The following is a 4937-nucleotide window of genomic DNA, read 5'->3' on the forward strand; positions in this document are numbered from 1 at the left end:
TTTTTTCCAATAATAAGCATCATACTCTCTCATACATTCCATAAAATTTTCTTCTGTCACTACTGTTACTTTATTATTTTTTTCTATACTCATTTAATTACTACTCCATTCTAGTACTGGATAAGCATTTTCGATTTCTCCAGTATTCATATTTTCAAATCCTTCAAATTTAAGTGTCTTTCCTTTATATGACACTTTACCTTGATATAGTACTTTGTTTTGCTTATCCATTACCCTTTTTCTTCCACTCTTTACCGCCTCCTTCATTGCATCTTTACTTAATTTTATCATTTCATTATCTGAAATAACATTAGGATCGTATACAGTTTTCTTAAAAATTCTTTTTCCTCCGGGTACGTGTTTAAATTCTCCGGGTATTGGTTTTCCAGTATAGTCTTTTACGGGTCTTTTAAGGGTATACTCTATGTCATAAACACCATCTATATCAGGATGTTTAATAGCTTTATAATGATCTAGTGTATATTTTGAATTAGCAATACCTTCTTTAAAATTTTTTAAATTATGACCTCCACTTGCTCCACCTTGATCTGTAAATTTTTCTGCATAACTCATATGATGTTCATATCGTCCTTCTTTAAATTTAACTTTCTCCAATTTTGCTTTTGGTCCAATTGGTTTTTCCTCTCCTTTTGATACCTTCGGCTTCTCACCCTCTACATCCTTTAACTCTGGCTCTTTTGTTTCAGAAATTTTTAAACTTTTTGCCTTTGCTTTTGCTTTTGCAGCCTTTGCTTTTTTTACTTTTAAACTAAGCTTATCTCCTGCAAAACCTCCAGCTATCGAACCTGTTATCGAACCTGTTATCGATGCAAGGCCTTTACCTGTCTGACTTGCATCTCCGATGTCTTGACCTATACATTCTAGGACACCATATATTCCTCTATCTGAAAATGCTTTCCACTTTTCATTCAAGCCGTCTACATAGCTATCACTAGAATCTTTTATTCCTTTTAGCCATTTAGCTTCAAATGCACTTTGGGGCATACACGATATTGTGCACTGACCTGCAGCTACTAATATACCAAATACCATAAACATAACTGGGACCGATACGGATATTGCTGTAGCTATTACAATCAATGTACATGTTGTCAAAAATGCTATTGCAAAACTTTTACAAAAAGTAACTATTTCACCTTTATGGTCAAACAACCAATCTTCGGCTATTTGCGTCCAACTTTTTCCTCGGTGGTATATACTCGCCATCTTCGATTCATAGTCATCGTCTAGATTTTCATATGGCGCTATGTTTTTATCATAGATTTTGTTCAACCTATCTATGTAATCGTCTACTAATCTATACGTTGGAACTATATGACTTCTATGAAAACTTACTTATTTGCAGTTTACAAGATTTTTCATGTCAACACACTAATTTTGTATCACTTTTTGAGTTTTCGTCAAGACAAGTAAGAAAAAACCACAAAGACATTTCAATTTCATACTCATCTAAAAGCATAACTTTTAACTGTATAAAACCTTAATCTTTGTGGTTACATTTTTTACTATATTCTATTGTCTCTTATAACTAATTATTATCATAAGATAATATCATGGTTTTGTCTAAAATAGTTTGCTTATATTTTGTAAAAAATTAAACTACTTCAAACCATATGCTTCTCTTATCTCTTTAAGCTTCTGCTCTACGATTTCCTTATGCTCTGGATGACGATGTTCTAAGTAAAACTCGCATGCTGGAACAAGATATTTGTAGAATTCTTCGTAGCCGATGATATCTTCTACATCATCATAATCTGGACCTGAAAAAAAGCATATATTATTTTCCCCAATATTTTCTTCATCATCTGGATTATCTGGATCATCAAAATCCTCTGGGAAAAGCATTCCATACCCTACGTTCCAATCACTCGTTTTATTTTTCATTTTATCTAAAAGTTCTAAAAAACAATTTGAGTTGACATATTCAGTAAAAGTTTCAGCCACAGCATCCCTTGGACATTTTTTCAAAAAGTATCTATCGAATTCTCTCTGATTTTCTAATATTTCAAAAATTTTATCATCATTATTCATTATTTTGTACTCCATTCTAATACTGGATACGCATTTTCGATTTCTCCAGTATCAATTTTTTTAAATCCTTCAAATTTAAGTATCTTGCCTTTGTACGATACTTGACCTTTATATTTAATTTTATTTTGTCTATCTAACACCCTTACTCTTCCACTCTTCACTGCCTCCTTCATTGCATCTTTACTTAATTTTATCATTTCATTATCTGAAATAACATTAGGATCGTATACAGTTTTCTTAAAAATTATTCCTTCTTTTTCAGGAATTGTTTTATATTCTCCGGGTATTGTTTTCCCAGTATAATCTTTTTTTGGTCTTTTAAGGGTATACTCTATGTCATAAACACCATCTATATCAGGATGTTTAATAACTTTATGATAATCAAACGAATATTCAGATTTTTCAATATAATCATCAAATTTTTTCCAATTATGTCCTCCACTCACTCCACTTTTTCTTTTAATTCCTTCTACATGACTCATATGATGTTCATATCGTCCTTCTTTAAATTTAACTTTCTCAAATTTTGCTTGTGGTCCAATTGGTTTTTCCTCTACTTTTGATACCTTCGGCTTCTCACCCTCTACATCCTTTAATTCTGACTCTTTTGTTTCAGAAATTTTTAAACTTTTTGCCTCTGCTCTTGCAGCCTTTGCTTTTTTTACTTTTAAACTAAGCTTATCTCCTGTAAAACCTCCAGCTATCGAACCTGTTATCGAACCTGTTATCGATGCAAGGCCTTTACCTGTCTGACTTGCATCTCCGATGTCTTGACCTATACATTCTAGGACACCATATATTCCTCTATCTGAAAATGCTTTCCACTTTTCATTCAAGCCGTCTACGTAGCTATCACTAGAATCTTTTATTCCTTTTAGCCATTTAGCTTCAAATGCACTTTTGGGCATACACGATATTGTGCACTGACCTGCAGCTACTAATATACCAAATACCGTAAACACAACTGGGGCCGATACTGATATTGCTGCAGCTATTACCATCAATGTACATGTTGTCAAAAATGCTATTGCAAAACTTTTACAAAAAGTAACTATTTCACCTTTATGGTCAAACAACCAATCTTCGGCTATTTGCGTCCAACTTTTTCCTCGGTGGTATATACTCGCCATCTTCGATTCATAGTCATCGTCTAGATTTTCATATGGCGCTATGTTTTTATCATAGATTTTGTGCAACCTATCTATGTAATCGTCTACTAATCTATACGTTGGAACTATATGACTTCTATGAAAACTTAGCAACTTATTATAGTTTGCCTTCATTTTCCTTTGATTGTTTTCATTGCTAGGTCCAACTGATATAGGGGTTGGCGGCTCCACTGGTGCCTTTGTCATTTGACCTATAAAAGTTGTTAAATCTCCTGCAATCTGCCATATATTAAATTGAATGTCAAACTGATCTACCCTTGTTATTGTTCCTTCACTCTTACAGTTTACAAGATTTCTCATGTCTTCACAATAATCTTTTATAATTTTTTGAATATCGTCAAGTTCATCTATTAAGTCTGAACGTTTAGTTTTCTTGTTACTTATCTTGCTCTCAAGTTTTTTAGTAGACTTCGATTTCTGTTTTTGTATTACCTTATCTAGATTTTCTATAGCATCATTTATGTCTTCTATGGCTTTTTTGTATTTGCCTACATTTTCTGCTATGTTCTCTAACTCTAGATAATTTATTTTTAAATCAACTTTCAAAATATCCCCTTTCTATTATTTCTGGTTTTTGTTTTCTTCTATTCTTATTTAGTTTCTTCAAATTTTAAAGCTTCCAACTCGCTTTTCAATTTCGATAATTCAAAATAAGCCCTTGCAACAACATCCTCTATCTTTGTTTGTACATCAGCATTTTCTAAATCCATATCGTAATAATTGTCTTTCAAGCTTTTTTGCATACTTTCAATCTGACTTATTTTTGCTTTAACATATGTTTCCGCATCATCTTTTGTCACTATTTTTTCACCCCCTGTGTTCTTTTTTGTAAATCAGCAGCCTGATCATGGTCAACCTTTTCTAAAGTCTTAGCTACTTCTTTTGCATTTTTAGCTATAGCTTTGTAATCTGAACTTAAATCCGTCGCATCTCTACTTATTTCATCTAATGCATAGTACAACTGCGTAATAAAATCAGCATTCATTTCATCTAATTTCTCTAAATCGTCTTTAAACGGATTCTCTGAAAACTTTTCATATGTATCTATTGCCTTTTGAAGTTTATCTGCACTTGCTTTAAGTTCTAACAGATTTACCTCTAAATTTTCTTGTTTTCCTGACATATGCCCATCTCTCTTTCTCTTTTTTTATAATTGTTCAAAATTTATTATTGATTTTTTAGCTGATGATTTTAGAGTTTTCCATTTTATTTTTACTCTTCCAATTCAACTTTTTCATTTAACTTACCTAATCTAATTTTTGAATTTAATTCCATTGCAATCTCTGCCGATGTATAGCCTACTGTACACATGTCTTGTTCCACAATTATTTGCCTTTTCATCAAATATTGAAACTGATATTTGGTATTGTACAATAAAATTTGACACCCTATCCTCAAGGTTTTTGATATAATGATAATCAATCAGAAAACAGGAGGACAATATGGCAAAAAAACAAAGAACATATGACATGGAGTACAAAGCACAGGCAGTAAAACTCGCACAGGAAATAGGTGGACATAAAGCAGCGAAAGAATTAGGTGTTCCAGACGGTACTATCTATTGTTGGATAAAAGCATTTAAAGAAGGACGTTTACATGTTGCATCAGCAGTTCATACACCTGATGATGCTTTATCACTGAATGAGGAACTAATCGAACTTAGAAAACGTATCAGAGAACAGGAAAAAGAAATCCAACGCTTAAAGGAAGAAAATG

Annotated in this window: 7 protein-coding genes; 1 reads left to right on the forward strand and 6 read right to left on the reverse strand. The window is 32.3% G+C overall.

What is annotated here, in order from left to right; all coding sequences use genetic code 11:
• Positions 1-93: 93 nt before the first annotated feature.
• From BLV79_RS12925 to BLV79_RS13210, 6 genes are all read right to left on the reverse strand, one after another.
• Positions 94-1227: a CdiA family toxin C-terminal domain-containing protein gene (locus BLV79_RS12925; protein ID WP_207645676.1), complete on the reverse strand. Its 1134-nt coding sequence runs from the start codon at positions 1225-1227 to the stop codon at positions 94-96.
• A gap of 393 nt (positions 1228-1620) precedes the next feature.
• Positions 1621-2067 carry a ribonuclease toxin immunity protein CdiI gene (gene cdiI, locus BLV79_RS11865; RefSeq protein WP_143470270.1) on the reverse strand — a complete coding sequence of 149 codons (447 nt, stop codon included), beginning with the start codon at positions 2065-2067 and terminating at the stop codon, positions 1621-1623.
• A complete protein-coding gene (locus BLV79_RS11870) occupies positions 2052-3767 on the reverse strand; it encodes a CdiA family toxin C-terminal domain-containing protein (RefSeq protein WP_074719199.1) in 1716 nt (571 codons plus the stop codon). Before BLV79_RS11870 ends, cdiI begins: the two co-directional genes overlap by 16 nt.
• A 44-nt stretch (positions 3768-3811) precedes the next feature.
• Positions 3812-4021 (reverse strand): hypothetical protein, encoded by a 210-nt coding sequence (locus tag BLV79_RS11875; RefSeq protein WP_074719201.1) that lies wholly within the window; start codon positions 4019-4021, stop codon positions 3812-3814.
• Positions 4021-4344: a hypothetical protein gene (locus BLV79_RS11880; protein WP_029067544.1), complete on the reverse strand. Its 324-nt coding sequence runs from the start codon at positions 4342-4344 to the stop codon at positions 4021-4023. The genes BLV79_RS11875 and BLV79_RS11880 overlap by 1 nt, the downstream gene beginning before the upstream one ends.
• Before the next feature lie 89 nt (positions 4345-4433).
• Positions 4434-4562, reverse strand: coding sequence for a hypothetical protein (locus BLV79_RS13210; RefSeq protein ID WP_278320481.1), 129 nt, complete (start codon positions 4560-4562; stop codon positions 4434-4436).
• A gap of 101 nt (positions 4563-4663) precedes the next feature.
• On the opposite strand from BLV79_RS13210, the gene BLV79_RS11885 reads away from it, so the two are divergent.
• The coding region (locus tag BLV79_RS11885; protein WP_074719203.1) for a transposase at positions 4664-4937 on the forward strand (274 nt) is incomplete at its 3' end.

Source organism: Lachnobacterium bovis DSM 14045, assembly GCF_900107245.1.
GTDB lineage: Bacteria > Bacillota > Clostridia > Lachnospirales > Lachnospiraceae > Roseburia > Roseburia bovis.